Annotated in this window: 25 protein-coding genes and 4 pseudogenes; 13 read left to right on the forward strand and 16 right to left on the reverse strand. The window is 58.4% G+C overall.

Going from position 1 to position 26,706, the window contains the following annotated elements:
• Positions 1–164 precede the first annotated feature (164 nt).
• From C4J92_RS13040 to C4J92_RS13060, 5 genes are read right to left on the reverse strand one after another with little or no spacing between them, the layout of a single operon-like run.
• Entirely contained in the window at positions 165–1,496 is a 1,332-nt protein-coding gene (locus tag C4J92_RS13040) for an ABC transporter substrate-binding protein (RefSeq protein ID WP_124370649.1), read from the reverse strand.
• Between the two features lie 29 nt (positions 1,497–1,525).
• On the reverse strand, positions 1,526–2,593 hold the full coding sequence (locus C4J92_RS13045) for a branched-chain amino acid ABC transporter permease (RefSeq protein WP_124404130.1): 1,068 nt from the start codon (positions 2,591–2,593) through the stop codon (positions 1,526–1,528).
• Between the two features lie 22 nt (positions 2,594–2,615).
• Complete coding sequence (locus C4J92_RS13050; RefSeq protein WP_124404131.1) at positions 2,616–3,497, reverse strand: branched-chain amino acid ABC transporter permease; 882 nt, start codon at positions 3,495–3,497, stop codon at positions 2,616–2,618.
• Between the two features lie 2 nt (positions 3,498–3,499).
• A complete protein-coding gene (locus C4J92_RS13055; protein WP_124404132.1) occupies positions 3,500–4,276 on the reverse strand; it encodes an ABC transporter ATP-binding protein in 777 nt (258 codons plus the stop codon).
• 10 nt (positions 4,277–4,286) lie between these two features.
• Positions 4,287–5,342: an AMP-binding protein gene (locus C4J92_RS13060; protein WP_124404133.1), complete on the reverse strand. Its 1,056-nt coding sequence runs from the start codon at positions 5,340–5,342 to the stop codon at positions 4,287–4,289.
• A 1,092-nt stretch (positions 5,343–6,434) separates the two neighbouring features.
• On the opposite strand from C4J92_RS13060, the pseudogene C4J92_RS27470 reads away from it, so the two are divergent.
• The 4 genes and pseudogenes from C4J92_RS27470 to C4J92_RS13075 all read left to right on the forward strand — a co-directional run.
• Positions 6,435–6,854, forward strand: a pseudogene (locus C4J92_RS27470) (HAMP domain-containing protein); the annotation flags it as partial.
• A 102-nt stretch (positions 6,855–6,956) separates the two neighbouring features.
• A complete protein-coding gene (locus tag C4J92_RS27475) occupies positions 6,957–7,712 on the forward strand; it encodes a methyl-accepting chemotaxis protein (RefSeq protein ID WP_372237501.1) in 756 nt (251 codons plus the stop codon).
• A gap of 17 nt (positions 7,713–7,729) precedes the next feature.
• Positions 7,730–8,650, forward strand: a complete 921-nt coding sequence (locus tag C4J92_RS13070) for a substrate-binding domain-containing protein (RefSeq protein WP_124404135.1) — start codon at positions 7,730–7,732, stop codon at positions 8,648–8,650.
• 72 nt (positions 8,651–8,722) lie between these two features.
• The gene (locus tag C4J92_RS13075; RefSeq protein ID WP_124404136.1) at positions 8,723–9,334 is read left to right on the forward strand and encodes a glutathione S-transferase family protein; all 612 of its coding nucleotides are present in this window, start codon (positions 8,723–8,725) and stop codon (positions 9,332–9,334) included.
• A 160-nt stretch (positions 9,335–9,494) separates the two neighbouring features.
• On the opposite strand, the gene C4J92_RS13080 is transcribed toward C4J92_RS13075, so the two are convergent.
• The 4 genes and pseudogenes from C4J92_RS13080 to C4J92_RS13095 all read right to left on the reverse strand — a co-directional run bounded on the left by C4J92_RS13080 (position 9,495) and on the right by C4J92_RS13095 (position 12,688).
• Positions 9,495–10,430 carry a DMT family transporter gene (locus tag C4J92_RS13080; RefSeq protein WP_124404137.1) on the reverse strand — a complete coding sequence of 312 codons (936 nt, stop codon included), beginning with the start codon at positions 10,428–10,430 and terminating at the stop codon, positions 9,495–9,497.
• Positions 10,431–10,564: 134 nt separating this feature from the next.
• Positions 10,565–10,943: pseudogene (locus C4J92_RS13085) on the reverse strand (helix-turn-helix domain-containing protein); the annotation flags it as partial.
• A 186-nt stretch (positions 10,944–11,129) separates the two neighbouring features.
• Positions 11,130–11,669, reverse strand: coding sequence for an AAA family ATPase (locus C4J92_RS13090; protein ID WP_124404138.1), 540 nt, complete (start codon positions 11,667–11,669; stop codon positions 11,130–11,132).
• A 122-nt stretch (positions 11,670–11,791) separates the two neighbouring features.
• Positions 11,792–12,688 carry a LysR family transcriptional regulator gene (locus tag C4J92_RS13095; RefSeq protein ID WP_124404139.1) on the reverse strand — a complete coding sequence of 299 codons (897 nt, stop codon included), beginning with the start codon at positions 12,686–12,688 and terminating at the stop codon, positions 11,792–11,794.
• 152 nt (positions 12,689–12,840) lie between these two features.
• Between C4J92_RS13095 and C4J92_RS13100 the strand changes: the two genes are divergently transcribed.
• The 4 genes from C4J92_RS13100 (at position 12,841) to C4J92_RS13115 (ending at position 15,338) form a co-directional block, all read left to right on the forward strand.
• A complete protein-coding gene (locus C4J92_RS13100; protein WP_124404140.1) occupies positions 12,841–13,494 on the forward strand; it encodes a hydrolase in 654 nt (217 codons plus the stop codon).
• A gap of 168 nt (positions 13,495–13,662) precedes the next feature.
• Complete coding sequence (locus C4J92_RS13105) at positions 13,663–13,965, forward strand: helix-turn-helix transcriptional regulator (RefSeq protein ID WP_124404141.1); 303 nt, start codon at positions 13,663–13,665, stop codon at positions 13,963–13,965.
• 62 nt (positions 13,966–14,027) lie between these two features.
• Positions 14,028–15,002, forward strand: a complete 975-nt coding sequence (locus tag C4J92_RS13110) for a zinc-dependent alcohol dehydrogenase family protein (protein ID WP_124362795.1) — start codon at positions 14,028–14,030, stop codon at positions 15,000–15,002.
• A gap of 42 nt (positions 15,003–15,044) precedes the next feature.
• A complete protein-coding gene (locus C4J92_RS13115) occupies positions 15,045–15,338 on the forward strand; it encodes an antibiotic biosynthesis monooxygenase (protein WP_124404142.1) in 294 nt (97 codons plus the stop codon).
• Positions 15,339–15,384: 46 nt separating this feature from the next.
• Here C4J92_RS13115 and C4J92_RS13120 read toward each other — a convergent pair whose 3' ends face one another.
• Entirely contained in the window at positions 15,385–17,244 is a 1,860-nt protein-coding gene (locus C4J92_RS13120) for an ABC transporter ATP-binding protein (protein WP_124404143.1), read from the reverse strand.
• A gap of 144 nt (positions 17,245–17,388) precedes the next feature.
• On the opposite strand from C4J92_RS13120, the pseudogene C4J92_RS13125 reads away from it, so the two are divergent.
• The 4 genes and pseudogenes from C4J92_RS13125 to C4J92_RS13140 all read left to right on the forward strand — a co-directional run bounded on the left by C4J92_RS13125 (position 17,389) and on the right by C4J92_RS13140 (position 19,914).
• A pseudogene (locus C4J92_RS13125) lies at positions 17,389–17,770 on the forward strand (adenylate kinase).
• Positions 17,771–17,940: 170 nt separating this feature from the next.
• Positions 17,941–18,189, forward strand: coding sequence for a hypothetical protein (locus C4J92_RS13130; RefSeq protein ID WP_124404144.1), 249 nt, complete (start codon positions 17,941–17,943; stop codon positions 18,187–18,189).
• A gap of 64 nt (positions 18,190–18,253) precedes the next feature.
• Positions 18,254–18,736, forward strand: a pseudogene (locus C4J92_RS13135) (Rrf2 family transcriptional regulator); the annotation flags it as partial.
• 269 nt (positions 18,737–19,005) lie between these two features.
• A complete protein-coding gene (locus C4J92_RS13140; RefSeq protein ID WP_124404145.1) occupies positions 19,006–19,914 on the forward strand; it encodes a LysR family transcriptional regulator in 909 nt (302 codons plus the stop codon).
• A 38-nt stretch (positions 19,915–19,952) separates the two neighbouring features.
• On the opposite strand, the gene C4J92_RS13145 is transcribed toward C4J92_RS13140, so the two are convergent.
• On the reverse strand, positions 19,953–21,041 hold the full coding sequence (locus C4J92_RS13145) for an alkene reductase (protein ID WP_124404146.1): 1,089 nt from the start codon (positions 21,039–21,041) through the stop codon (positions 19,953–19,955).
• 34 nt (positions 21,042–21,075) lie between these two features.
• Positions 21,076–21,834, reverse strand: coding sequence for an SDR family oxidoreductase (locus C4J92_RS13150; protein WP_124404147.1), 759 nt, complete (start codon positions 21,832–21,834; stop codon positions 21,076–21,078).
• A gap of 99 nt (positions 21,835–21,933) precedes the next feature.
• Here C4J92_RS13150 and C4J92_RS13155 point away from each other — a divergent pair, with 99 nt between their 5' ends.
• Complete coding sequence (locus tag C4J92_RS13155) at positions 21,934–22,887, forward strand: LysR family transcriptional regulator (RefSeq protein WP_124404148.1); 954 nt, start codon at positions 21,934–21,936, stop codon at positions 22,885–22,887.
• Between the two features lie 21 nt (positions 22,888–22,908).
• Here C4J92_RS13155 and C4J92_RS13160 read toward each other — a convergent pair whose 3' ends face one another.
• The 4 genes from C4J92_RS13160 to C4J92_RS13175 form a co-directional block, all read right to left on the reverse strand.
• Positions 22,909–23,475, reverse strand: a complete 567-nt coding sequence (locus tag C4J92_RS13160; protein ID WP_164487533.1) for a thioredoxin domain-containing protein — start codon at positions 23,473–23,475, stop codon at positions 22,909–22,911.
• 69 nt (positions 23,476–23,544) lie between these two features.
• The gene (locus C4J92_RS13165; RefSeq protein ID WP_124362802.1) at positions 23,545–24,192 is read right to left on the reverse strand and encodes a hypothetical protein; all 648 of its coding nucleotides are present in this window, start codon (positions 24,190–24,192) and stop codon (positions 23,545–23,547) included.
• 97 nt (positions 24,193–24,289) lie between these two features.
• Positions 24,290–25,711 (reverse strand): mechanosensitive ion channel family protein, encoded by a 1,422-nt coding sequence (locus tag C4J92_RS13170; protein WP_256657482.1) that lies wholly within the window; start codon positions 25,709–25,711, stop codon positions 24,290–24,292.
• A gap of 60 nt (positions 25,712–25,771) precedes the next feature.
• Positions 25,772–26,620: an alpha/beta fold hydrolase gene (locus C4J92_RS13175; protein WP_164487534.1), complete on the reverse strand. Its 849-nt coding sequence runs from the start codon at positions 26,618–26,620 to the stop codon at positions 25,772–25,774.
• Positions 26,621–26,706 lie beyond the last annotated feature (86 nt).

Genomic DNA, 26,706 nt, shown 5'->3' on the forward strand with positions numbered 1-26,706 from the left:
TGGCGTCCTCCAAAGCATGCCTGCGGGGTAGCGCGGGAACGCAATGGCGCTCGGTGGCACAGTCCTTTTGAAATGCTGTGTCACCTGCCTTTGCGGTAGTTACGGGTTGTCGATGCCTATCGATGCAGATGAACAACTCACTGACAGCCCGGATCGCAAAAGCCTCACTGCTCCTGGCTGCAATCACGCGGCGTGATGCCTTTCTCTTTCGCGTAACCGGCCGCGGAGGCTTCGATGATCGGTCGCAGCAGCGCGCGGTCGGCTTGTACCCAGTCGCTGATCAGGTTCCAGCGCTGGCCGTCCCATTGCTGGAAGCGCACGGCGCCGCCGCCTTCGTGGTCGGCGCAGGACAGTTTCAGCGGTTGCACCAGGCCCTTGGCGCCCAGCGCTTGCAGGCGCGCGTCGTCCAGGTTCAGGTGTTCGAAGCCCCAGCGCACTTGCTCGCCCGTGAGGGGCTTCTGACCATATTTTTCCTGGGCCAGGCGCAGGGCTTCGACGTTGAGAATGCCGTTGACCACGCCCAGGTTGTAATACACGGTGCCAAATCGCTTGGGGTCGGCCAGGTTGCCCTTGCCGGCATTCACCACGCTTTGCGCGATGCCTTGCAGCACCGGGAAGTCAGTGCCCGACGGGTGCGTGGTGATCGAGATAAACCCCTTGGCGGCGGCACCGGCCGGCACCACGTCTTCTTCGGAGTTGCTCCAGATATTGCCGATGATGTGATCGGCCGGGTAGCCGACTTTCTGCGCGGATTTAAGCGCCACCGGGTTCATCACGCCCCAGCCGCGCAGGATCACCCAGTCGGGCTTGAGGCGACGGATGTTCAGCCACTGCGATTGTTGCTCGTTGCCGGGGTGCGGCACTTCCAGCAAGGTCAGTTCGAAGCCGGCGTTTTTCGCCAGGGTCTGGAGCACGCCGTTGGTTTCCTTGCCGTAGGGCGAGCCGTGGTAGAGCACCGCGATTTTCTTGCCCTTGAGCTTGTCGGCGCCGCCTTCGCGCTGGCCGATGTAGTTGATGATCGCCGAGACTTCCGAATACGGGTTCAACTGCAACGGGAATACGTAAGGGAATACGCTGCCGTCGGTGGAGTCGGTGCGGCCATGGTTGATGGTGATCAGCGGCAACTTGTCGGCCGTTGAACGTTCCAGCGTGGCGTAGGCGATGCCCACTGACAGCGGGTTGGTGGCGGCGGCCGGCGCACCGTTGAGCCCGCCCTTGAGGCGTTCATAGCATTCGACGCCTTTTTCCACCACGTACTCGGTCTCGCATTCGCTCCAGGTCAGCTTGACGCCGTTCACTCCGCCGTTGGCATTGATGTATTGCAGGTAGTCGATGAAACCGCCGAAGAAACCGCTGCCGCCAGCGGCGTAAGGGCCGACCCGGTAGCTCTGCAAAGGGAAGTATTGTTCGTTGGCGGCCTGGGCGCCGGCCGTGAGCCCGGTGGTGATCAGGGCCAGGCACAGGGCCAGGCGGCGCAGCGATAAGCGGTGTGTCATGGAGGTCATTCCTGGGGGGGTTATTGAGTTCAGTAACGCAGCGGCCAAACCCTGGCCCGTTGACGAAAGCGCTGCCACAGACGGGCCAGCCCCTCCGGTTCCTTGATCAGAAAAACGATGATCAGCGCGCCAAACAGCATCTTCTGGATGTTCTCCAGCTGGCCCGCATCCATCAGCCCGGCGGGCAACAGGGCGAAGAGGTTGCCCAGCAGGATCGGGAATAACACGATGAACGCGGCGCCGAGGATGTTGCCGAGCACGCTGCCCAGCCCGCCGATAATGATGATGAACAGCACCTGGAACGAACGGCTCAGGTCAAAGCCGTGAGGTTCCACCGTGCCCAGGTAGGCGAAGGCCCACAGGGACCCGGCGACGCCCAGGTAGAAGCCGCTGATTGCAAACGCCAGCAGCTTGGCCTTCAACAGCCCAATACCGATCACGGCAGCGGCGGTGTCCATGTCGCGCACCGCCATCCAGTTACGCCCCAGTTCGCTGCGCACCAGGTTTTTACCCAGCCAGAACAGCGCCACCACCACGGCCAGCGTCAGCACGTAGCGGCCGCGCGGGGAGCTGAAATCCAGTCCGGCAATCAGCAGCGGCGGGGAGGTGATCACGCCGGACGCGTTGTCGTTGGTAAACCAGCTGAAGCGGGTGAGTACCCACTCCACCACGAATTGCGCGGCGAGGGTCGCCACCAGCAGGTAGAACCCCTTGATGCGCAGGCTCGGCAACCCGAAGAACACCGCCACCCCGGCGGCAATCACGCCGCCCAGGGCAAAGCTCACCAGCAGCGGCAGACCGGGTACGCGTAAATGCAGGTTGTAGGCGGCAAACGCGCCCACGGCCATGAACGCCGCCGAGCCCAGTGAGAGTTGCCCGGCGTAGCCCGTCAGCAGGTTGAGCCCGAGCCCGGCCAGCGACAGCACCAGCAGCGGCACCAGGATTGCGCTGAACCAGTAGTCATTGCCCAGCCAAGGCACCGCAAAAAACGCCACGCCCAGCAGCAGCCACAGCGCGACGCGGTCCTGGCGCAGGCGAAAGGTGCGGCGCTCGGCCGCGTAGGAGGTGCTGATTTGACCGGCTTCTTGATACAGCATGCAGGGAGTTCCTCAGGGACAATCAAACCCGTTCGATGGCGCGCTCGCCGAACAGCCCGGCAGGCCGCACCAGCAGGAACAGCAACGCCAGGACGTACGGCACCCAGTTTTCAATGCCGCTGCCGATGAGCGGGCCGAGGTAGATCTCGGCAACTTTCTCTGCCGCGCCGATGATCAAGCCGCCGACAATCGCGCCGCTGATGGACGAGAACCCGCCGATGATCAGCACCGGCAGCGCCTTGAGCACCACCAGCGAAAGCGAGAACTGCACGCCCAGGCGGGCGCCCCAGAGCAACCCGGCCACCAGGCCGACACACCCTGCCGCCGCCCACACCAAAGCCCAGATGCGAGGCAGGCGGATACCGATGGCCATGGACGCCAGCGGGTCGTCGGCCACCGCGCGCAACGACAGGCCCACCCGCGTCTTGTTGAACAGCAGCGACAGGACGATCACCAGCACGGCTGCGGTGCCGGCGGCAAACAGGTCGAATTGCGAGAGCAGCATGCCGCGGATTTCCAGCGGTTCGTCGGCGATGCCCAGGTCCAGCCCGTGCACCTGTGCGCCCCACAGGAACTGCGCAAACCCTTCGATCATGTAGGAGAGCCCAAGGGTGGCCATGAACAGGATGATCGGTGGCCGGTTGACCAACGGGCGCAGCACGACTTTTTCAATCAGCAGCGCCAGCACCACCATGCTCGCCAGGGTGACCAGGAACGCCCAGGCGAACGGAAAGCCGCGTTCCAACAGGCTGACAAACGTCAGTGCGGCAAACAGCACCATGGCGCCCTGGGCAAAATTGAACACGCCGGAGGCCTTGTAGATCAGCACGAAACCAATCGCCACCAGGGCATACATCACACCTGCCAGCAGCCCGCCGATCAGCACTTCGAAGAAAAATTCCATGCTCAGGTACCCAGGTAGGCGGCGATCACATCGGGGTTGGCGCGCACTTGTTGCGGGGTGCCGTCGCCGATCTTGCGGCCGTAGTCGAGCACTACCACGTGGTCGCACAGGCCCATGACCACGCCGATGTCGTGTTCGATCAACACCACGGTGGTGCCGAACTCGCGGTTGATGTCGCGGATGAACTGGCTCATCTGCGCCTTCTCCTGGGCGTTCATGCCGGCCATGGGTTCATCCAGCAACAGCAGGGTGGGTTCGGCCGCCAGGGCGCGGGCCAGTTCGACACGTTTTTGCAGGCCATAGGGCAGGGTGCCGACCAGCACATGGCGCCAGGGATGGATCTGCAGAAAGGCAATCACCTGTTCGGCCTGCAGGCGGTGCGCGTCGTCCTCACGCGGTGCCCGGCCCAGGCGCAGCATTTGCTCGAGCCAACTGCTGCGGCGCTTGAGGTTGCGCCCGGTGAGTACGTTATCGAGCACGCTCATGCCCTTGAACAGCGCGATATTCTGGAAGGTCCGCGCAATCCCGCCTTCGGCTGCCTGGTGCGCGCGCATGCGTCGGCGGGTCTGGCCTGCGTACTGGATGCTGCCGCTTTGGGGGTGGTAGACCCCGTTGATTACATTCAACAACGAGCTTTTACCCGCGCCGTTAGGGCCGATCAGGCCGCAGATGTCCCCGGTCTTGACCTCGAAGCTGATGGAGGTGATGGCCTTGATGCCTTTGAACGACAGGGAGATGTCATCGAGCCGCAGTAATACCGCTTCAGTGGGTGTGTGCATGGAAGGCTCGTCAGGCAAATTGAGGCAGCAAGTGGTCGCTGGGTTCGTGGCGGGAAGCGGGTTCTTGCCAATGGCCGGGACAGATGCCCAGGGCACCGAAGAACGCCGCACTGTCTGGATTCAGCGCTGGCCCGACCAACAAGGGCACGCGCAGGCGGCTCATCCCCAGTACATCCAGCAACGGCCGACGGACCAGCCAGTGCCCCAGCCAGCGGCGTAGGGGGGATCGGCTCGACTGCATGCCCCAGCGGTACACGCGATGACTGAACGTCCCCGGCAGCGGCAGGCGTTCACGCACCCACTGCTCCAGGCGTGCATAGGATTCGCGGGTGCCCAGCACCAGGGTCGGGCCCAGTTCGCGTCGATCGGTGTCGCGGGTGGCCAGGGCCTCCGGAAAGTTCAGCCCAAAGCCGGCATGCAGCCAGGGCGCAAGCAGGTAGCGTGCTTGCCCGCTGGCGGCAAACACCCGTGCGGCCAGGGCCTCGTCGTCGGCGCCGAGGTGTTCCCGGTCGACCAGCGCACGGCCGCCCGCGAGCAACTGCGCATGGGTCAGGCGCAGGGTGGTCTCGGCATGAAAGACGAAGGCCGTGGCGTCGGGTTGCGGCGTGTGGGCGGGGGGCGAGGCATCGGTACGCAAGTCGGCATAGTCGATCAAGCCGGCGTCCGGGTACTGGCTCAGGCCACGCCCGTCGAGGAACACCACCACGTCGCGCTCACGCAGTTGTTGCAACGTGTCCAGGTCTTGCACGATCACGAAGCGCGGCCGCAGCACGTCCAATAACGCCTGGTTGTCGCGTTCCGGGTCGAGCAGTGTGACGCTGGCGCCCAACCATTGCGCCGCCAGCGCCAGCAACAACGCTTCGGGACGCGCCTGGCTGATGATCAACAGGTCATCGTCACGCCCCAAGCTGCGCTGATGCAAGGCAGCGGCGAGCTGGCTGACCTCGCCAGCCACCTCGCTCCAGCTGCGCTCATGCCAGATGCCCAGGCGCTTGTAGCGCAAAGCGATCGCCGACCCGCGGATGTGGGCTTGACGCAACAGCTCCTGGGGCAATGTCTGGGGCATGGATGCATCCTTCGGGTTAGGAGCACAAGTGATTGCATGCGCCATGCCAGAGGGATAAATGTTTGTATTTCAAATGGATAGGTAGCGTGCCTGGAGATTGGCGTGTGTTGATTCAGTACAAGCTGTCCAAGCACTGTTGGTGCATGAACAGTGCTGACGCGAGGCACGACCGGCAGGCTGTCGGGAGTGCGCCTCGGTCATCACTCCCGTATTGCAGCGGTTTATTCGCGCTGAGTCGATCTTAAAACCTGCGCCAGTCGCTTTCTCCCTTCAAGTTTCCGACTGCGCGGCCGATGCAATCATCAGCGTTCCGAGCAGTCTCCCTCGAAGTACGCCGACGCTTCAAACCAGCTCCACAACAATAAAAACCTAACGGGGTTAACCATGACCATTTTACAGCGGGTTATCGGGGGCTTTGCGGTGCTTGTGCTGTTGCTGCTGACCATGGCAGGGGTCAGCTATCAAAGCACGCATTCTATAAGCGAGCGTCTGGGCATCATCACAAGCCAATCGGCACCATTGAGTCGCGCGGCCAGTGAGTTGTACGTGCATATCCTGCGCGCCAACCAGGCGTTGCTGGCCATGTTGATCAGCACCGATGTCAAACAGATCGACGCCGGCAAGCAAGCGTTCACCGACAGCATTACCCAGTTCAATCGCTTGCTCGACAGCACGGCGGTCTATGTGGTCGACCGCGACGAGCTGAAGGCTGGCCTCGCCCAGCAGCGCCAGTTAGTGACGGCCTACGCCGACCAGGCGCAAACCCTGATGGCCTCGCACCGTGAGCATGTGCAGCAACTCGCGTTGACGCGAGTGCTGCAAGGTTACAGCAGTGCCCAGGGTTCGCAGTTGGCGGGTTACCTGCGCGATTACATTGCTCGGGCCCGCAGTGCCGGCGACGCACAACAGGTGGCGACGGCTGAAAAACTGCTGTTGGAAGTCAACAAATCCTATGACGGGCTGGCCGCGCATGCGGCGACGCCAGCCATCGACACCTTGCAACGCGTGCTGAACCTGCAGGACGAGGTCATCAGCACGCGCCTTCAGGCGCTGTTGGCCGTTGACCCCAGAGGCGGGCGGATTGCCGCCGTGATGGTCAATCGTCTACTCACCGATCTGACCGGCGCCGACGGCGTGTTCCATGCCTACCTCGCCGAGGCAAAATTGAGTGCGCAGGTTGTGCAGCAACGCACGGCGGTAGAAGTCGCCCTGCAATCCACCCTGGGCAAGATTGGCGAATTTGGCAGCCAGGCCCTTGAGGTCGCCAATCACGCCCGGGACGATGCCAACGCCACCATCGGCACCAGCCGCAGCCTGGTGCTGATCGCCTGTGTTCTGGCTGTGCTGGCCGCTGTGCTGATCGGCATTTGGGTCGCCTTCAGCCTGCGTCGTCCCCTGGCGGCGTTTCGCGAGGTGCTCAAGCAACTGACGGCCGGCGATATGCGCGTCAGTTTCGATGTCTCGCGCAAGGACGAGTTCGGGGAGCTGGGCGGTTACCTGAATGAACTGACCATTGCCCTGCGCAAAACCTTCCGTGAGCTGATCAGCTCCGCCGATGCCCTGGCGACCACGGCGGACAACAACGCCTTGAGCAGCGAGCAGACCACGCGCGTGGTGGATGAGCAAAAAGACAGGTTGCAGTCGGCGGCCTCGGCCATGACTGAGATGGAAAGTACCGTGGAAGAAGTCGCACGGCGCGCGCAAGACACCCGCAAGGCGGTGGACGACACCAGTGACCTCACCGATCAAGTGCAGGAGCGTGTGGCCGAGACCATCGTCAACATTCGCCTTCAGGCCGAGCAGGTAAACAAAGCCACCGAGGTTACCGACGAACTGCAGAAGTACGGCCACAATATCGAAGGCATTGTGGTTGCCATTCGTACCATCGCCGAACAGACCAACTTGCTCGCACTCAACGCGGCTATCGAAGCCGCGCGGGCGGGCGAACAAGGTCGAGGTTTTGCCGTTGTCGCAGATGAAGTGCGCTCCCTGGCAAGTCGTACCCAGACCTCTACCAGCGAAATCCAGGAAATGATCGGACGAATGCAGGAAAAAATTCATTCCGTGGTCCAGGTGATGAACGAGAGCCAGGTGCAGTCGGGCCAATGCGTGACGCTGGCCTCGGGAGCCGGTGAATTGCTGCACTCGATGAGCGAGGCGGTCGGCACGATTCGCGACATGAACATCCAGATTGCTGCGGCCACCGAGCAGCAGAGCGCCACCGTGGCGGAAACCAGCCGGATGGTCATCCAGATCAATGATTCGGCGCAGCAGACGGCCGAAGGTGCCGAGCAATCGGCCAGCAGCAGTCAACGTTTGTCGGCCATGGCCAAAGTGCAGCGTGAACTGCTTCATCAATTCAGCGTTTGATCCTCGGGAGCTAGAAAATGAAAGCATGGTTCAGATGTTTCCTGGGGTCGGCGCTGTTAACCACAGGCCTGGCCCAGGCCGCTACGCCGCTGGTGGGCGTGGCCATGGCCAAATACGACGATAATTTCCAGGCGTTGCTGCGCAATGGCGTGCAGCAAAAGTCGGCGGCGATGGATATCGATATTTTCATGGAGAATGGGCAGGACAATTCCGAATTGCAGCTGCGGCAGTTTCGCAATCTGATCCATTCCAAAGTCGACGCGATCATCGTGGCCGTGGTCGACGGCAAAAGCACGCCGCAGATGATGCAGTTGGCCAGCGAAGCGAATATTCCCCTGGTCTTCGTCAACCGCAATCCCTCGCCCGAAAAGCTCACTGCGCGCGCTGCGTTTGTCGGCTCCAATGAACTGGAGTCAGGCACGTTGCAGATGGAAGAGCTGGCACGCCGGGCCGGCTACAAGGGCAACGTGGTGATTCTGGTCGGCGACCCCGCCAATGCGTCCTCATTGATGCGCACCGAGGACGTTGAAAAAGTCGTCGCCAAGTACCCGGACATGAAAGTCGTGCAGAAAAAAGTCGCCAACTGGGAGCGTAGCCAGGCCGCCACAGTGGTCATGGACTGGGTGAAGCAGGGCGTCGATTTTTCGATTGTCGCGGCCAATAACGACGAAATGGCGATCGGCGCGATCATGGGCCTGGAGAAGGCCGGTAAGCAGGCCAAGGATTACTGGGTAGGCGGCATCGACGGCACGTCGGATGGGCTCAAGCTCATGGCGGATGGAAAGATGGCTGTCAGTGTGTTCCAGGATGCCGTGGGGCAGGCGAGTGGCGCGGTTGATGCGGCTGTCCGCCTGGCGCGTGGCGAAAAGCTGGATACACCGATCATCTGGGTGCCGTTCCAGTTGATTACTCCGGAGAATCGTCAGCAGTTCGAGTGACGGGCGATGTGAGTCTGTGCAAGGGGCGAGCACGGTAATAGTATTGACCCCATTACAAAGGGAGATCACCTGATGAAATTGATAGGCATGCTGGATTCCCCCTATGTTCGACGGGTGGCTATTTCGCTGGAGGCGATGGGGGTCTCGTTCGAGCACGCCGCACTTTCGGTATTCAGCGACTTCGAAGCATTCGCTGCGATCAACCCAGTGGTGAAGGCACCTAGTTTGGTGCTGGATAACGGCAGCGTGTTGATGGATTCGACGCTGATCATCGACTACTTCGAGGCGCTGAGCCCGGCTGAGCGAAAATTGATGCCACACCAAGCCGTGCCTCTGGCTGATTCGCTGCGGACCTTGGGGCTGGCATTGGCTGCCTGCGAAAAGGCGGTGCAGATTGTCTATGAATACCGGCTGCGACCAGAGGAAAAACGCCACCAGCCCTGGCTGGAGCGGGTAACCGGGCAGTTGTTGGCGGCTTGTCGCGCATGGGATACGCAACTGTCGGGACGGCAATCGGTTGCGTCAGATCGGCCGGATCAGGTTGACATCACCAGCGCCGTCGCCTGGTCGTTCATACAGTTGATGGTCGCTGATGTGGTCAGGGCGGTTGCTTTCCCAGCGTTGCAGGCACATGCGGCACACTGGGAAGCCACCGAGCTGTTTAAACGCTACCCTCAGGTTTGATAGCACCAGAGTGCCTGATGGTCAGTCCTTTACCAGGGGCCAGGTGCGTTGGCGTGCTTTGCGTCTTCATGAGTAAACGAGATTTATCAGTATGTCCGCAGCGGGTAATGCGACTGCCAGCATAAACAGCTCCTTGTTAAGGCCTGTGCATGTGAAGCGTTCAGCGCGCAGCAGTGGGCGTTTTCAGCAGGATGAAGCCTGAAATCAGGATAAGGGCCAGACCGACCGCAGTCCGGCCATTGAGCACTTCATTGAACAGCAACGCCCCCCAGGCAATCGCGAAGATCAGGTAGGTGTAATCGAATGCGCCGATGATCGAGGTCTCGCCGATTTGATAGGCCCGGGCGATGCCGGTACTGACCAGTACCATCAGAATCGCCAGCACCACCATCACGCCCCAGTCGCTGATCGCCATGGGCGACCAGCCGCCCACCAGAAACCGCAGGCCCTCGTTGGCCGGCAGGTGAGGGCCAGTCTGTGCGACGACAATGCTGCCGACCACCCCAATCAACAACAGGACGATGTTCAGCGCCAGGGCCAGGTGCGTGGGCGCCTCATTGGCGCACTTGCCCTTGGTCACGACCGCTGCGAGGGCATAGAAAATCGCAGCGAGCACGGGTAGCAGTGTCCATAAGTTGAAGTCAGCCTGACTGGGCGCGAGCGTGACCAGCACCCCGGCAAACCCCACCAGAATGGCCACCCATTTGCGCGGTGTGACATGCTCGTCCAGGGTGACTGCCGAGAATAAAGCGATAAACAAAGGTGTCGTATAGATTGCCAATGCGGCTATGGTCAGGCTGATGAAGGGCAGTGCGCTGTAAAAGGCGATCCACATCAAGGCAAGCAGCAGGCTTCTTGCGCCTATCCACAAAGGGGAAAGCGGCCGTTGCTGCATTGTGCCGCGGCGGTACATCAACAAGGCGACGAGCATGCCAATGGCCAGTAGCGAACGAATCACGTAGAGCTGCCACATCGATGTCTCGGCGCTGGTGGCCTTGATAAGAGCGTCTGACACCGACAACAGGAACACCGAACCTACGACGATGAGTATGCTTTGTCGGTTTTCAGCGGCGGTAACGGTTGTGGTTGCAGGCATGATGGATCCTGATGTGATCGACCTGAAGGATTCTGGTTGAACTCGTAGTGCATTTAAAGAGACTTATGGTTACGCAGGCGGAATGAAAATTATGGATAACTTCCAACGCTCGCTGCTCTCTTCTAGCCCGTTATCTAACCCTCCAACTGATTAGCGTCTGGTGGCGATCGTTTCCCGAGGAACCTCCCCGTATCTTGTGCAGGAGGCAGTCCAAACACCCGTGAATAATCCCTGCTGAATTGTGTCGCACTTTCATAGCCGACTTCGAAGGCCGCCGCCATCACGCTCTTGGCGTGGGCCACCATCAGTGTTCTAGCCAGGAGCAGGCGAACCCGTTTTTGATACTGCAAAGGACTCAGGTTGGTGACTGCCTTGAAGTGGCGATGAAACGCCGAGATGCATCATTGATGCTCGTTGCGCCAGGCGCTCTACCCCAATCGGCTCAGCGAAGTCACGGCGGATCCACTGGATCGCCATGTTGACTCGGGCCATCGCCGTATCCGGTGCTGCAATGTTGCTGTCAGAGGAGGGCGCCTGGATCAATGCCCAGACCCTCGAAGTGGCCGGCGGCTAAAACATCTGAATCATGAGGGTTTTGCCATGCTGGATCATATCTTTTTGTCCGTGAGCGATATCGCACGGTCCATCCCCAGAAAGGGAAGTCGTGCCTTTGCCTTTTTTAAATCAATCAACCGTCGATCAATCTCGCGGGGCCTGGACGGTCGAACTTCCAATGCTCGCGAGAAAAATGCCGATATCCCGATTAGACCGCAGGCGAACAACGCGGCAATCTGATGGCGCTGTTGCCACAAGTTGCTGCATCTTGGCTCGCGCTGTTTTTTTCGTCCGCCACATGAATCTAAAAAACTCCGGCAGGTTGGCCAGCAGTTCGGGGCAGTTCTGCGGCAAGTCAGGCCGAGATTGACCACGTTGGAGCAGCGTTCTGCGCAGTACGCGCATGAATCGAAGCGTTGCAGATCGGTCAATCCAAATCAAAAGATCTGCACGTGCCAGCCGGTTATCCCACGTGGCTGAATGGCCACCTTCGAATATCCAGCAATCTCGGGCCTCTACTTCGAGACAAAGCTGCGTCTTCTCGTCCCGGCTTCTTTCGATCCACCCTGGCTGCCAGTGGATAGTGTCGATATGAACAACCGGTAGCCCCGTGCGCTGGCCAAGCTCACGCGCCAAAGTGCTTTTGCCCGCCCCAGGTTGACCAACTATCATCACCCGTTGCATCGAAGCTCCTTCTCGCTATGCAAGCTGATTTTTTGGGGTGGCGATTTTACCTCAGTGCCTATCTTGGTCAACAACAAGCGCTCAGCACAGCAGGCAGCCACTCACTCAAACACCTCCCCCAATCAAACAGCAACATCTCCCGCAAAATACGGAGATTTCCCGAAATACTCGATCAACAATTGCGCAAAAACCCGGATCTTCTGCGCAGGATGCTGACCGGCCGGGCGGACTAAGTAAGCACCCGCTGGCGGTGGTGGATAACGCGTCATGATCGGCACCAGTGCGCCGGATGCCAGGCTGTCATACGTTAGACAATCGGGCAGGTACGCGACCCCGAGTCCTGCGACTGCGGCGGCGACTAGCGCGATGCCGTTGTCAGCCTTGAAGCGTCCTTGCGGGCGAATGGCGACGATCTTGTCGCCATCCATGAATTGCCAAGCTTCGGTGCTTTGCATCAGGGCTTGATGGGCGGCTATCTCCTCAGGTTTCTCGGGTGAACCATAAGCCTTGATATAGCCCGGACTCGCGACCAGCTTGCCGTTGATCGGGCCGATGCGTCTTGCGATCAGGTTGGAATCCTGAAGGTAGCCGACGCGGATCGCGCAGTCGTAACCTTCGGCGATGAGGTCAACGAAGCGGTCGCTGTAGCAGGTCTGGATCTGAAGTTGCGGGTGGCGCACGGCCATTTCCGCCAGTACGGGGGCGAAGTGAGTCGGGCCAAAAGAAAGCGGCGCGGCCACTCGTAAACGACCCTGCAGCGCTCCGGCAGGCAGGATCGCTTCCCTGGCTGACTCCATTTCTGAGCAGACCCTCGCTGCATAGTCGCGAAAGGTCGCGCCGGCCTCAGTCAGCGCCGCGCCGCGAGTCGAGCGTGTCAGCAACTGCACGCCAAGCTGCGCTTCCAATCGCGCCAGCCTGCGACTGACGATTGACTTGGACACGCCCAGCCGGGCTGCGGCAGGCGAAACGCCTCCCGCGTCAGCAACCTCTACGAATGTCTGAAGCTCTTCGATATCCAAACGGTGTTCCTCATTTCGCGACACAGCCAAACACTTGGCAACACTACCGGATTAAGCATCGAAACAGCACAGTGTTGTTCGCAGGCAGCGTCGGCACTGGCGTATGCCGCTCATTACCAATCCAATTGATAACGACAACACGGGATCTACTAATGACTTTTCGTAACGGCCTTACATCGCTTCTTCGTCCTGAAGATTCGGTACTCGTTCTGATCGACCACCAGCCTTTCCAGCTCACTAATCTGAACAGCCATGAGCCGCAAATGGTGGTCAACAATGCGACAGCGTTGGCGAAGGCAGCCAAGGCGTTCAACGTACCCACCATCTTGACCAGCGTGATCGCCGAGCGGGGCGGTTTCATCTTTCCGCAAATCCTCGATGTTTTTCCCGGCCAAGAGGTGATTGATCGGACGCTGATCAACACCTGGGAAGACCAGAAGGTGGTGGACGCGGTAAAAGCGACGGGCCGCAAGCAACTGGTTATCGCGGGTCTGTGGACCGAAGTCTGCGTCGCCATGCCGGTGATCCAGGCACTCGGCGAAGGTTGGGATGTAACGGTGATCACTGACGCATCCGGCGCGGTTTCGGTCGAGGCCCATCAAGTGGCGATCCAGCGCATGATTGCGGCGGGCGCGAACATGATGACTTGGCTCGCTCTCGCTGCAGAGTGGCAACGTGACTGGGCTCGGGAGGAAACCGCCGGTGCGCTGACCGATGTGCTGCTGCAGCATGCTGCCGGTAGCGGTATCGCGTATCTGTGGGAGCAGCAGTTGCTCAATGCGCCAGTGCCAGCCACCGCCGGCTGATCTGAGTGGGGGATGAAGAGCTGGTTGATCGATGTCTGGCCACAGACATTGCGAGTCTTCATCTCCTCTCGCAGCAACTGGAGAGGTCTGTTCAGCAGAATGTGAGCCGTCGGTCGCGAAGGGAAATCGGGTATTGATATATCGGAAAATCTCGATATCATCCGAGCTATGGACTTACTCGAAATATTCAAAGCACTCTCAAATCCGGTACGCCTTCAAATCCTGAAAGGCTTGAAGGACCCCGTGAACAATTTCCCTGCGCAGGATGAGGGTGACGTTTTCACGGTGGGTGTCTGCGTCAGCAGTATCCAGGAGGGTATCGGGCTGTCGCAGTCTACGGTGTCGGGTTATCTGGCAACCCTGCAACGAGTGGGCCTGGTTGAAGTCAGGCGCATCGGTCAGTGGACGTACTACAAACGCAATGAAGCATCTATCAGTGCCCTTGCCGAGTTGATCGGGAAAGATCTGTAATTTTTTAGCGCACCATATCGAGATATCTCGATATTCCTTTTTATCGATACGAGGATTTCAAAATGAAAGCGATGCTACTCAAATCATTTGGCGGCCCGGAATCGTTCGAACTCTGCGACGTACCCAAGCCAGTGCCGGGTGTGGGACAGGTCTTGGTGCGGGTACACGCAACCTCCATCAACCCCTTGGATTTTCAGGTTCGGCGCGGCGATTACGCTGACCTGGTGCCACTGCCGGCGATTACCGGACATGACGTTTCGGGCGTTGTCGAAGAAGTCGGGCCGGGGGTGACGGGCTTCGCTCCGGGGGACGAAGTCTGGTACACCCCGCAAATATTCGACGGGCCAGGCAGTTATGCCGAGTACCACGTTGCGGCCGAAAGCATCATCGGCCACAAACCGCCATCGCTGAGCCATCTTGAGGCGGCAAGTCTGACTCTGGTTGGCGGCACGGTGTGGGAAGCACTGACCGTGCGAGCGGCGCTCAGGGTAGGGGAAAGCATTCTGATACACGGCGGCGCGGGAGGCGTGGGTCATGTAGCGATCCAGGTCGCAAAAGCCATTGGCGCGCGGGTCTTCACCACCGTGCGCGAAGCAAACTTTGAGTTCGCCCGTAGCATGGGTGCCGATGTGCTTATCGACTACAAAAAGGAAGATTACGTCGACGCCATCCTGCGCGAAACCGGCGGCCAAGGCGTGGATGTGGTGTTCGACACCATAGGCGGCGACACCCTGTCGCGCAGCCCGGATGCGCTGGCTCAACTGGGCCGTGTGGTCTCGATTGTCGACATCGCGCAGCCGCAAAACCTCGTTCAGGCCTGGGGCAAGAACGCCAGTTATCACTTCGTCTTCACCCGACAAAACCGCGGCAAGCTTGATGAGCTGAGCACGTTGGTGGCTCGCGGTCAGTTGCGCCCACACGTTGGCGCGGTCTATTCGCTGGCCGATATCGGCCTGGCCCATGCTCGGTTGGAAAGTCCCGAGAACGGCCTTCAAGGCAAAATCGCGATTGCAGTTGAGCCATCGCTTATTTCCTGAGCGCCTATTTTCAGCCGTCTAAGTCGTATCAGAGGAAATGCCATGATTTATGAAATTGCTCTGCTTCCCGTACACAAAGAACGTATTGAACAATTCAAAAGTGCCTTCGCCGAGGTCGCGCCGTTGCTCACCCGCGCGAAGGGTTACGGCGGCCACTTGCTCGCGCAAGGAATCGAAACCCCCGAGCATTTCAACCTGATAGTGCGCTGGGCTTCACTTGAAGATCACTCGCCGGGCTTCGAGGCGAGTGATGACCATCAGATGTTCATGCTGGGCCTGGAGGACTATTTTTCTGAAGAACCGAAGGTCCACCATATCGAAGGAGCAGTTTTCTAACTGGATCGATGCTCAGTGGACGGCATCGCTCGCCGCACTCCACCGTTCACACCTGATCCAACGCCTCAATCACACCTTTGTCCTCGCCCAGAAAACCACCGCTCTGGTGCTGCCAAAGCCGCGCATAAACGCCATTCTTTGCCAGCAGTTCACTGTGGGTTCCCTGTTCGATAATGCGCCCGTCATCCATCACGATGAGCCGGTCCATGGCGGCAATCGTCGACAGTCGATGGGCGATGGCGATGACGGTTTTGCCTTGCATCATCTCATCGAGGCTTTCCTGGATCGCGACTTCGACTTCCGAGTCCAGCGCGCTGGTGGCTTCGTCGAGCAGCAGGATCGGGGCGTTTTTGAGCATGACCCGGGCAATTGCCACGCGCTGGCGTTGGCCGCCCGACAACTTGATGCCGCGCTCACCGACCAAGGTGTCGTAGCCGCTATGACCTTGGCGGTCGCTGAGTTGGCTGATGAACTCGTCGGCCTGTGCATTGGCGGCGGCGCTGCGGATTTGTTCGTCGGTCGCGTCGGGTCGGCCGTAGGCAATGTTGTCGCGGATCGAACGGTGCAGCAGGGACGTATCCTGCGTGACCATGCCGATTGAGGCGCGCAGGCTGTCTTGCGTCACTTTTGCGATGTTTTGGCCGTCGATGCAAATCTCGCCGCTGTCGACGTCATAGAAACGCAGCAGCAGGTTGATCAGCGTGGATTTACCCGCACCGGAGCGTCCGACCAGGCCGATTTTTTCGCCAGGACGGATGTTCAGGTTGAGGCCGCTGAGCACTTGGCGCTCGCCGTTGTAGTTGAAGCTGACATTGTTGAAAGTCACCGCGCCGCCGGTGGTTCGCAGCGTGCCCGCATCCGGCGCGTCCTGCACTTTGGTGCCCAGGGTCAGCGTCGCCATGCCATCCTGGGCGGTGCCGATGCTTTCGAACAGCGAAGTCATTTGCCACATGATCCAGTTCGACATGCCGTTGATCCGCAACGCCATCGCAGTGATCGCCGCCACGGCACCCGCGCCGACCGCACCGTCATGCCAGAGCCACAACGCATAGCCGCCCGCCGACATGATCAACGCCACTACCAGTGCCTGATTGACGATCTCGAACTGGCTGACCAGGCGCATCTGGCGGAAACCGGTTTGCTTGAAATCCTCCATCGCCGCACGCGCGAAATGCGCTTCGCGATTGGAGTGGGAAAACAGTTTCACCGTGGTGATGTTGGTGTAAGCGTCCGAAATTCGCCCGGTCATCATCGACCGTGCGTTGGCCTGCTCCTGGCCGACTTTGCCCAGACGCGGCACGAAATACCACATGGCCAGGCCGAACAACACGAACCAGGCCATGAAGGGCAGGATCAGCTTCAGCGCGAAGCCGCCGGCCAGCGCGATGATCGCGATGAAATACACGCCGATCCCAGGCAGGATCTCGATCATTGTGAACAGCACGTCGCGCACGGCCAGCGCAGTCTGCATGACTTTGGTGGTGACGCGACCGGAGAATTCATCGGAAAAAAACGAGAGGCTTTGTCGCAGCATCAGGCGATGGAAATCCCAGCGCAGCCGCAACGGCAAGTTGATCGCCAATACCTGGTGCTGCACCATCGTGCGCAACGCCACCAGCCCGACGCTGGTCACCATGACAATGCCCATGCCCCACAACACGCGGCTTTCCTGCGCCGCCGCTTCACCGCCGGCCTGCCAGGTCGAGAGCAGGTCGACGATTTGCCCCAGAAACGAAAACAGCCACGCTTCGTAGATCGACACACCGGCACTCAGCAGCGCCAGCGCCAGGATATAACCGCGAGCGCCGCGCGTGCAGGCCCATAGGAACCGGGCCAGGCCAGCGGGCGGCGGTGGCACTTCGTCAGGCGGGAAGGGGTCGAGTCTTCGTTCAAATACACGAAGCATGCTGGTCTCCAAAACGATCAAGTTGAGGAGATTCTGCCATTGAACGGATGCTTTGAGGGTTTTGCGAACGCTAGGGGCGGCGATGAGGCGAGGTATGCGATATCTCGCCGACCTCAAAATCGGCTCATATTCATGGAGGAAAAAATGCGGATGTACATCACAGGTGCCTCGTGTGCGGGCGTCACCAAACTAGGGCTAAACCTCGCAACGCTGCTCGGTGTACGGCATGTCGATGTAAATGATTTTTTCTGGATGCCGACCAATCCTCCTTTCACCACCAAGCGACCTGCCGAAGAACACGTGGCGCTGATCCAGCAAAAAAATCGCTGACGCAGATTGGGTGCTGAGCGGCTCATGTATGGGGTGGGGAGAAGCGCTGATTGCTCATGTCGATCTGATTGTATTCGTCGTGACGCCGACGCACGACGATCCCAATTTTTCAGGACGCAATCGAGTTTGGCACGAGGCTTTGGTATCTCGGCAGAAGGCGCCGGTGTTGCGTGTTGATGGGGTGGAGAGTGCTTAGAGGATAGTTGCGGGCGTGGTTCAGGAGGTGCGGATGCGACACGGAGCGATTCTGTAAACTGCCCAGTCATTAATCGGATCAATAACAACCATTAACTCAATGAAGTTCTCATATCAGCACCGCGGTGTAAGATCGGCTCAATTCCAAACCACTCCACGGAGCACATGATAATGAAACGCCAAACCATCCTCGGCATCGCTTTCTCGATCTTCGCGCTGAATGCTTTCGCAGCGACTGCTGCCCAACCTGTGGTCGCTGAAGGCGGCTCGGATCGTCTGTTCAGCGATGCGGTCGCCGCTGCTACGCAAACCGATCCGCTGTTCAGCGATGCCGTCGCAGAGGATGGTTCGGATCGTTTGAAAGGCAACTTGGTTGCCGAAGATGGCGCAGAACGTCTGTTCGAACGCCGTGCAGTCTGAATGCATGGTTCCAACGTAAGACTCGACGAAAAGCCCGGCCTCATCAGCCGGGCTTTTTTGCTTTAGAAATGACACGCGGCGGTCGCGCATGCTGCATGTGCTGTTCCACATGGCGCGCCACGACCAACCGGCCACGTCCGACACCATCGCGCAGATGCTCGGCACCAATCCGGTGGTGGTTCGGCGGACCATGGCACTGTTGAAAAAGGAAGGTTATGTGCGCTCGGAAAAGGCCCACAGGGGAGGGTGGACGCTGGCAAAAACGCTGGCAGAAATGACTCTGCTGGACATCCATCAGGCGCTGGGCTCGTCTTCGCTGTTTGCCATCGGTTTATCGACCGACCACCCACAATGCCTGGTCGAACAAGCGGTGAATGCCGCGCTGACCGAAGCGTTTGACGCGGCGCAGGCATTGCTGATTGATAGCTTACACCGTCTGCGGCGGGCAGGACCGGTGACCAAGCCCATTTGTGCCACCGCGGCATGTCTGAAATTCCATCTGATCGCATTTCCCTGGCTCCCCGAAACCCCTAATTTAGACGCCTAAGCATGTGATTGAAGGATGAAAGTTATTCTTCAAGTAGCGCTCGACCACTGTTGATCAACCCTGCAAAGCGCTTGGCGTCCAGAGGTGGAATGCGCGTTCAGGCGGTGACGACGTAGTACGCAGCCTCGGGTATGCGGTTAATGCACATGAATTGATTCAGGGGAATGATCAAAAAATTATGCCTCACGTGGAATGCCTATTTTTCTTCTGCCGTCTTATATGGCCTTTTAATTAAATGTCTATGGGTTTCATATTAAGAGAGCGCAGTAATGATCAGATTTAATGACCTAGCCATTTTTGTGCGTGTGGCAACCGTTGACAGTTTCTCCGTCGTGGCTAGGGAAATGGATCTCTTTCCTGCTCAAATCAGCGCCGCTATCAAGCGCTTGGAGTGTGAACTTGATACGCGCCTGTTTGCGAGATCAACACGAAGTCTGCGCCTAACAGCCGAAGGCGAACGTTATCTGCCTTACGCTCGGGAGGTTTTGAATACGCTCAGTGAGGGGCGAGCCGGGTTACAACAGGATGATCGTAAACTCCATGGCGTCTTGCAGATCGCCAGTGCCTCAGATTTCGGGAGAAATGTGTTGCTTCCCTGGCTGATCGATTTTCGACGAGACAACCCTGGTCTGGTGCTTCGGGTGATGTTGTCCGATAGCGTCTCGGACATCTTTCGCGATCCGATAGACGTAGCCGTCAGGTATGGCACAGTACAAAACGCCGACTTTATCTCGTTGCCTTTAGTACCTGACAATCGCCGCGTACTGGCTGCATCGCCGGCTTATATAGCGCTGCACGGGCGGCCCAAGTCCGTGGAAGATCTTAAGGCTCATGCGTGTCTTCGTTTCCATATGAATGGAAAACTCTACGACAGATGGATATTTCCCAAGTTGCCGGAGAGTGACTTCGTTATTGTAAACGGCCCGGTTTTAAGCGATGACGCAGACGTCATTCGACGATGCGCCATCGCGGGAGAGGGGATTTTGTACAAATCATGGATGGATGTTTGTGAAGATGTCAGTGCCGGTCACTTGGAAGTATTACTACCTGAGGTTCCAGGTGAGCTTTACCCTTTGAGTTTCGTTTGCCCGCACAGGAAACAGTTTACCCCGGCGATTCGTTTGCTTTATGCGTACTTGAAAGATAAATGTGAATCGCTATTGATGACGCACGCCTAGGCGTGCGCCAGTCTTTATTGTGCCAACACCTGGCTGCTTCAACCTGACTGGACAGAAAGCCCGGGATAGTCGGTGTAGCCTTCCTTCCCTTGGCTGAACCACGTCGAACGATCCTCCTGCCTCAATGGCAAGCGACGGCGAAGTACCTCTGGCAGCTGGGGATTAGCGATAAATGGTCGTCCGAACGCCACGGCATCGGCAATACCCGCTTCCACAACGGCCTTGGCCCGAGCCGAATCGTAATCTGAGTTGAGGATAAGCGTGCCTTTGAAGACATTACGAATAATGGCTGCGCTTGGAGGGTATTCCGAGACGCCAAAACTCCCATCAGCCGGCGGCTCGCGAAGCTCGAGATGGGCGACACCGATCTCGGATAACACGTCAGCGGCATGGGTAAACAAAGGCACAGGATTACTGTCCCTCACGCCCTGGTCATGACTGCTGGGGGTTAATCGAACACCCGTCCGATCTGCTCCAACGACTCCCGCGACCGCTTGCGTCACTTCCTTGAGCAGCCTGACCCTGTTCTCAATTGAGCCTCCATAGGCGTCGGTGCGAAAGTTGCCGCTGTCGCGTAAAAACTGATCGATCAGGTATCCGTTGGCGGCGTGAATCTGGACGCCATCAAACCCCGCCAGCAACGCATTCCTGCCTGCCTGGGCGAAATCGGCAATCAGTGACGGGATCTCCTCGAGCGGTAGCGCTCGAGCTTGGGAGTAGGGTTGTTTCCCTGCGTAGGTATGGGCCAGTCCAGGTGCTGTCGTCACCGAGGGACCTATGGGTTGTGCACCATCAAGGAAGCTGGGATGTACCACCCGGCCCATGTGCCACAGTTGAGCGATTATTCGACCACCGCCAGCGTGCACTGCGTCGGTAACCAGTCGCCAGCCGGCAATTTGCTCAGCGGACCAGATACCGGTTGCATAGGCCCATCCCAGGCCTTGCTGGCTGATGCCGATCGCCTCGCTGATGATAAGCCCCGCCGTCGCACGTTGGGCATAGTAGTCGACCATGATCGGGGTAGGGACGTGGTTCTGCGTTCCCCTGGCCCGAGTCATTGGGGCCATGATGATGCGGTTGGGTAATGTCATGGCGCCCAGACGCAGAGACTCGAACAGTGTGGCCATGTGGATCTCCTTTGTGTTGACGAAATTGTCAGGTTTAAACCAGGCGTGCGCCGCCATCGACGTTGATCGTGGCGCCGTTCATGAAACCGTTGCTCATCAGGAAAACCACTGCCGCGGCCGCTTCGTCGGCAGTGCCCAGACGGTGCAGAGGCAAGGTTTTCTCCAGTGCAGCGACAAAGCCATCGCGCGCATCGCCCATGGCTTTCGCGAGGATCGGCGTATCGATAGGGCCTGGAGACAGGGTGTTGACCCGAATAGGCGCCAATTCGAGGGCCAGGCCGCGGGCGAATGCCTCCATGGCAGCTGATGCAGCGGCGAGCACCGCCGTGCCGTGCGCATTGGGTCTATCTGCGAGCGCACCGGAAATAAAGGTGACGGAGCCGTCTTTGGCAAGGCGATTACCAAGCGCTCTCAAGGCATATACCGAGGCCCAGATTCGCTCGTCGAAAGCGCGTTGCAAATACGCCACATCCGCTTCGAGCACTTTGCCGGCGACGAACGTACCGGCCAGCAGCACCAGGTGATCAACCTTTGGGATATCGGCCAGAGCGGCCTGGATTTGTTCGGGCTTAGTGACATCAGCGGCACGCCAGCCATCCAGCTCGTGGGTATTGGCGGCTTGCTGTGCCCGGTCTGGGTTGGAGCCGATCACGAAGACCTTTGCACCAGACGCCTTGGCCTGAATTGCAGCTGAAAGGCCGATTCCCGATGTGCCGCCCACGACTACCACGATTTGACCCAGAAGGGGGTGTGGGCGTACGTTGCTATGGCCTGGGTTGGAAATATCAATCATCGCTGTTGGCTCCTCTAGGCATCGAATTGATGCTGTGAGGACAGCCTATGCGCAACCTTCAAAGTTGATAATAGGGGTTCAAGTGGTTACTATTGTGCCATGAAAGCACAAATTGGATTGGACCGCCTGACAGGCCTTATTGCGTTTGCTCGCACGGCCTCGCTGGGCAGCTATACAGCCGCTGCACGGGATCTCTCCGTGTCACCCTCGGCCGTCAGCAAAAGCGTTCAGCGCCTGGAAGAGCATTTAGGTCTGCGCCTCTTCAGTCGCACCACCCGCTCGCTGACCCTGACTCCCGAGGGACGTGAACTGTACGAGCGTGCATTGCGGGTGATCCGGGAAATCGAGGACATTGAGCAGACTGCGGTAGCGTCGAGAGGCGAGCCGTCAGGCACTCTGAAAGTAACCGCACCGCTTCCCATCGGCGTCAACATTCTTGCTCCTGCGCTCCCGGCATTCCGTGAGCGTTACCCGAAACTGGCGGTGGACTTGCGGCTTGGCGATCAATTCGCCGACATTATCGAGCAGGGGATAGATGTCGCCATCAGGGTCGGCAACCTGGCTGACTCCAGGCTGGTTTCCAAGCCTCTCGGCCCACACCGAATTTGCACCTTCGCATCGCCCGGCTATCTCGCCAGAAAGGGCAAACCGCGCAACATCGATGATCTGGTCAATCATGATTGCATCAATTTCCGTTATCAGAGTTCGGGACAGGCGCTACGCTGGCCCTTCCAGGTGGGGGAGCGCGTTGTCGAGATCACTCCCGACGCCACCATGACTATTGATGTGAGCGATGCGGTCGCGGTGACGCTCGCCGCAGGCGGCGGTATTGGTATCTCTCCGACTTATGTTGCTGCGCCTTTTGTGCTTAGGGGGGAGTTGGTACCGGTGTTTCCCGAATATGCGGTAGACAGATTCGTCATCACCGCTCTCTGGCCCGAAAGCCGCAGAGGCAATCCAAACGTGAAGGTATTTGTAGACTTCCTACAAGAAGTGTTCCCGGTACCGGCCCCTTGGGATGTGATAGTCGAATCGGCGGGTAATAATCCCTAAGGACGTACGACAGCGTAGCGCTCAGTTGAGTTGCTCGATCCAGGAGGACACCGGGTCACCACTGCTCATGTTCGGCCGGATAATCCCGTTGATCATGAACGTGGGCGAAACGTGGACGCCGTTCTGTCGAGCATACTTGGACTGCCATTTGATGGCCTGATCCAGGGTTGGAGTTGCGAAAGCCTCTGCCAGTTTGACGCCACTATAACGCTCAAGGCGCTCAATGATGTCTCTGGGCGTTACGTCCAGATTGGGGCCTTCAGCGTGATTGTCGAATTCGAATTCCCTCCGGTGCGCTGCGACAGCGGCCATGACGCCCTTGGCATTTTTTTTGCCGCCCTCAAGCGTCGCCGCGGCAAGGATGCACCGGATGATGACGCCTGAAAACATATGCCAGGGCTGGGACTGCAGGCGAATGATCAACGTGATCCGGTCTTCGCCGGCCTCTGCGAGGAGCGCATCGAATTTGAGGAACGCCTTGACGGAATAGGGGCAGGTGGGCTCAAGAAAAACTTCAAACAGGTGAGGGCCATGGCCCCACGAAAGCGTGTCCACTTTCACTGGCTGGTCGTTTTCAGGTTTTTGCATAAAGGTACCTTTCAATGAATCAGATCGAAGTGGGGGGCCCCTGTGGGAGACAAAATAGCCTGAGTGCACTCAGGCATAGAGCACATCCCAGAGCCGTTTTAACTTGAGTGTCATATTGGTTTCAGACACGCTCTGAAGTGTTATGGCTTCTTTGAAATATTTGGCGTAAATCGCTTCAGTTACGTGTCGGACCTCGCCGTTTTCATCCAGTTCGACATCGGAAAATCGAAGGATACCTACAGGCTCGAACCCCGCACGCTCAGTGAACTGTTGCATGGCTTTCGACTTCATCGTGACGTATGAAAAAGCCATTGCGATACCCATCGCTTGAGCCAGGGCATCCACAATATAAGCCGCAAAAAGAGTAGCGCCCGTGCCCCGATGCGCCGGAGCGCACACACCATAGCGGCTATGGAGCGTCAGCGCGTCTCGATCCACTTCCAGGCACAAGGCGCAGACAATTTCCTCGCCGTGTCGACCGATGTAGACGATAACGTCCTTCGTCTCTTCACCCGAAAAGTAAACCTTCGCCTCATAGAATCGTGGGTCAATATACTTTTTGCCAGATCCGACGCTGATGTCCGGATACCACGATTTGATAAGCGCGCATAGAAGGTCAATATCGTTACGTTCCAATTGCTCGTAGTTATATTCAGTCGGAGTGATGGTGTTTTTGGGCAGCTCCGTGAGTAGCGGCCAGGATGCGTGTTTTATCATGTCGATCTCTTGGTGCGTTAAAGTTCAGGCGTGATGCTGCTGACGATTTGAAAGCAGTTGTTTGCCCGAATTTATGGATTTTTAGGCTCGAAGCCGATCAGTGGTGCCTTAGCCATTTCAGAAATCCTCCAGGTACCGCCGTCGGCGCTTTCTGCATAAGAATGGAGCGGGCATGTTGCTGTCGGAGCATTTGGAGGCGGGTGAGGGACATGCGTAATTGCGACCTTTCACCCATACACCGACGTACTTCATCCCGATGCAGTTGAAGTACTTTCACGGCGGAAAGCGCAATGAATTGCGCGCCGTTTGGCTTGTTATCCATGACGCCTTCTTCGCCTAATACTTCCCCTGGCCCCATCCGCGCGACTTCGACCCAATGGGCTCCATCGTTCAACTGGACGGACACCACTCCACTGCCGATAACCAACAAGTGTTCGCTGATTGCGTTGGCTTTCAACACAAAGTCGCCAGTTGCCAGCCAGGTTGATAGCAGGTTCATGGCAAGACGGTCTTTATCCTCTGAAGTGAAACTTGCGAAAATGCGCACGTCGTCCAGCACAAAGCGAGTGATACCGGCCACCGGGATTTCAGCGGAATTGGCGATATCAACGCCGGATGCGCGTAGATGCCTGTAAGCAATGTCGTAAAGGCGATTACGTGCTGCAATTTTTTCGGCAGGCGTGCCGACAAAACCGATGACCTCATACTCCAATAAGCCTTCCGTTATGTTTTTGAGGATGACCTTGGGCGCAGGAACTGGCAGTAGCGCTGAATAACCCAGCAGCGCCTGCTCGAGTATTTCCTGGACGCGTTCGGGTCGAAACCGCAGAGGCAGGTGCAGGCTTATCGTCACCCCGTGTTGATCTTGGGGCCTGCTCATGTTTTGTATTTTGGTTTTCGCCGCCACCGAATTGGGTATGACGACGGTGCTGCCTTGCGAGGTCAGCAACAATGTGGCGCGCCAATCGATGTCGGTGACCCTGCCTTCCATGCCATCGATTTGAATCCAGTCGCCCACTTGATAAGGGCGAGTGGCATTCAGGACAATCCCGCTGAATACATCGCTGAGTGTGCTTTGCAAAGCCAGGCCGACGATAATGGCCAACGCGCCAGAAGTGGCGAGCAATCCTTTGACGGGAAGTTCCAGTACGTAGGCTGCCGCTGCGACGGTGGCGACCAGAAAAATCAGAGCGCCGAGCACTTCCCTGAGCAAGCGACCGCCTCCCTCAGTTCTGGATATCAGGATTGCGCCGAGCAACTCCGTCAGCATCCGCGCGCTTAAAAACCACCAGACGAGTACCAGCAGTGTTGCAGCCAACTGCCAGGAACCAGAGTCAGGATCGCGCACGGGTTGCAAGGGGGAGTTGCCGGACAGAAAGATGGCAGCGCTGTAACAGGCGTAGAGACAAATATTAATGCCCACGCGCAACCCCTGCAGCCTTCGGGGAACAACCCACCAACCAATAATATCGGCGATTAATATCGCCCCGAGGAGGGCGCACAGCCATTCAAGTGTCACGATGTGACCCTCCCGGAGTCTGGTGCATTCGTGCTTTCCCACAAGCGGCGGAACAGGCGATCAAATGGCGACGCCACGCCAGAACTGGTGGAGTTCAGCACTGATGAATTCAGGCTTTTCCTCAAATACCCAATGTCCGCACTGCGCGATGACACCACCTTTTGCCGACAGCGCGATGTGTTTTGCCGAGGTAAAACAATGGTCGCCAAATGACACTTCGCCACCCCAGGCCAACACTGGGATCTTTAGCTTCCCCTTGGTCAGTTGCGCGGTCTGCTCTGCCATTTGCGGGATAGAGCCATAGTGATTCAGGCTGGCACGCAGGTTGCCCGGTTGGCGCATCTGCATGACGTAATAGTCGATGTCGTTCTCGGGCATTGCCGTCGGGTTGTAGGCAAAATCTCTGAAGAAGTGCCGCAGGTACATATCCTCCCGACCTTCAATAAGGGCACGGCTGATGTCCATGTTCATGTGCATGCTCAGATGCCAGTAGGGCACCCGCGGATCGACATAACCGGGAAAATCCAGGCCAAAAAAAGGTGTTTCGATAGTGGCCAACGACAAAGCGCGTTCAGCCGCCAGGTAGGCCAGGGCAACCGAAGGCGGACCTCCCAGGTCATGGCTGAGGATGTGGAATGTATGAGCCTGTTCAACCTCCAGCAGACCGAGCATGTCTTTAGCGATATTGATGGGGTCGTAACCTTGATATGGCTTATCGCTGTCGGCGAAGCCGCGAAGGTCGGGGGCGATGAACGTGTAATGTTCTGCGAGCCTGTCGATGACCGGCATGAACTCTCGATGATTTTGTGGCCAGCCGTGCATACAGAGGACCACGGGGCCTTTCCCGGCAACCACGTAGTTGAGTCGAACACCGTTAACGGTGGCGCGTTTGTGCGTCAGGTTGGTCATGGCGAGTGCCTTTTTTGTCCCGTCTGACCCGGGCCTTTCGAGCCCGGGAGCGTAAGGCGGGTGTGCAATGTGATGCATGCCGGACC

This window comes from Pseudomonas sp. R3-18-08 (genome assembly GCF_003852065.1).
GTDB lineage: Bacteria > Pseudomonadota > Gammaproteobacteria > Pseudomonadales > Pseudomonadaceae > Aquipseudomonas.